Genomic DNA, 1,927 nt, shown 5'->3' with positions numbered 1-1,927 from the left:
GTAATATTCTGCGCATGTTCTAACTCTCCTATTTCTGTTTTTTGCCTTCCATTTTATAATCCTTAAAGAAGGAAGAGGGGCTGACATCCGCATAGCACTGAGAGCACATACCTTCGATCACCGCACCATTGTTGATTTGAACGGATTTTGACTTGATGTTTCCCATGACGATAGCCGACGCATCCAGAATAACAGGTCCCTTTACATCAATATCTCCCTTTACGGCGCCGGCAATGGAAGCGCTTGTGGCCGTAATATTACCGATGACAACTGAGCTTGCCCCGATCTTTACCGCACCCTCGCTGACAATCTCACCGTTGATTTTTGCGCTCTCCGCATAAATCTCTGCCGCCTTGGAATTACCCGTGATATAGCCGGTGACATTTAGTTTTCCTAATATATCAATATTTCCAATGATATTTCCCACCACATTCAAAGACCCTTCCGACGTGATATCGCCTGAAATGGTCATTCCCGCAGTGATAATAGAGGTTTCGTCCGAAACGCTCTTTCGTTCGCAGGTATCCATTCTGTTTTCCGCCCCCTCTTCTGCCTGTTCTTCCATTTCTGTGTCAGGCGCAAGCGCCTTCTCCACCACACTCTCCAAATCCATTTCCTGGGAGTCCGGTTCTTTGTTCTGCTCTCCGGATGTGCCGCTTTCCAAAGCAGCTTCCCCCTGCATGGGCTGCGTATACAAAGACTGCGTATGTACGGGCTCCGCTTCCTCCTTTACGGCTTCCACTGTTTCCTGTATGCCGGACAGCCCGCCTTGGGCCGCTTCTGCCACCGTCTGGGGAGGATTTACAGACTCGCCGTTCCTTTCCGCATTTCCTTCTGCATTTTGTTCCTCTTCCGGCATTAATTCATTAACCGCCTGCGACAGGTCCTCCTTCAAATCTGAGAAAAAACCCATGGTACCTTATACCTCCATTCATTCATTGTTTTTTGTTTTTATATGTTGAACCGGCTCTGTTTCCTCTGTAATTGGCAAAATTACAGTATCTTCCAACGCCAGGATGTTCTCAATAATCACAGGCAGTGCCTCCAGGGTCGTGCTCTTATTAACGGAATCGTGCATCAGGATAACCGATGTTTTTCTCTGATCAATCTCCTTGGTACAATTTTCCACCACCATATCCACAGTCAGCTCTCTGCTCCCTCCGTCTCCGGCGGACACATTCCAGTCAAAAAAGCGTACTCCCTGACTCTCCAGATAATCTGCAAGCTCCTCCATTGGTACATCGCTCACCTTGTTAGAGCTTCCACCCGGAAACCGGTACACCGTGCTTTCTATACCCACAGCCTCATACACATACTCCCGTATCTTCTGAAAATCTTCTGCAAAATCCTCTTTGGAACGATAAATTTCAGAGTACTCGTGGCTGTAGGAGTGCATCCCCAGCGTGTGGCCTTCCTCAACAATTTTTTGCAGGATTTCCTCTGAGGCATCCCCTTCCTTTCCCACCACAAAAAAGGTTGCCTTCACGTCATACCTGTCCAATATTTCCAAGATTTCTTCCGTATGCTTACTGGGGCCGTCGTCAAAAGTCAGATATACCTTATGCGCCGCTTCCTCCTGTCTGGAAACGGCATTCCCCGAAGTCTCCACATCCTCCGGTTCCTGAGTTTGTCCTTCCCCATCCCCCTCTTTTGTCTCCCTGAAAGAAAGAAGCTCCTCCAGCTGCTTTTGCTGCTCCTGTGCAGTGCGCTCCAGCATTTCCAGCTGAGAGGAAAGCATATCCAGCCTTTCATTCAGACTCTGCATCCTGCCAAACAAAATCAGGCACAGGATAAAGAGCATCAAAGTGAATACAGACAACGGCAATAAAATGAGCTTTTTTCTCATTGCCGCGCCTTGAGGATTCTCTTGCGGCATAGTCTCTCCCAATTTGATCTTCTTTTTTATACTTCCGTAACAGTATAGCAT

The 1,927-nt window shown here is 47.7% G+C and carries 2 protein-coding genes; both read right to left on the bottom strand.

What is annotated here, in order from left to right; translation table 11 throughout:
• Positions 1–28: 28 nt before the first annotated feature.
• Positions 29–913, bottom strand: a complete 885-nt coding sequence (locus AC1WIP_RS15265; protein ID WP_481142630.1) for a polymer-forming cytoskeletal protein — start codon at positions 911–913, stop codon at positions 29–31.
• Positions 914–931: 18 nt separating this feature from the next.
• Positions 932–1,765, bottom strand: a complete 834-nt coding sequence (locus AC1WIP_RS15260; RefSeq protein ID WP_481142629.1) for a polysaccharide deacetylase family protein — start codon at positions 1,763–1,765, stop codon at positions 932–934.
• Positions 1,766–1,927 lie beyond the last annotated feature (162 nt).

The sequence above is a fragment of the Acetatifactor sp. genome, assembly GCF_982438285.1.
This window is presented reverse-complemented; position numbering and strand designations above follow the sequence as displayed.

Coding starts and splice junctions, on each gene's coding strand:
- AC1WIP_RS15265 (WP_481142630.1), bottom strand. CDS start 913: ATGGGTTTTTTCTCAGATTTGAAGGAGGACCTGTCGCAGGCGGTTAAT.
- AC1WIP_RS15260 (WP_481142629.1), bottom strand. CDS start 1,765: ATGCAGAGTCTGAATGAAAGGCTGGATATGCTTTCCTCTCAGCTGGAA.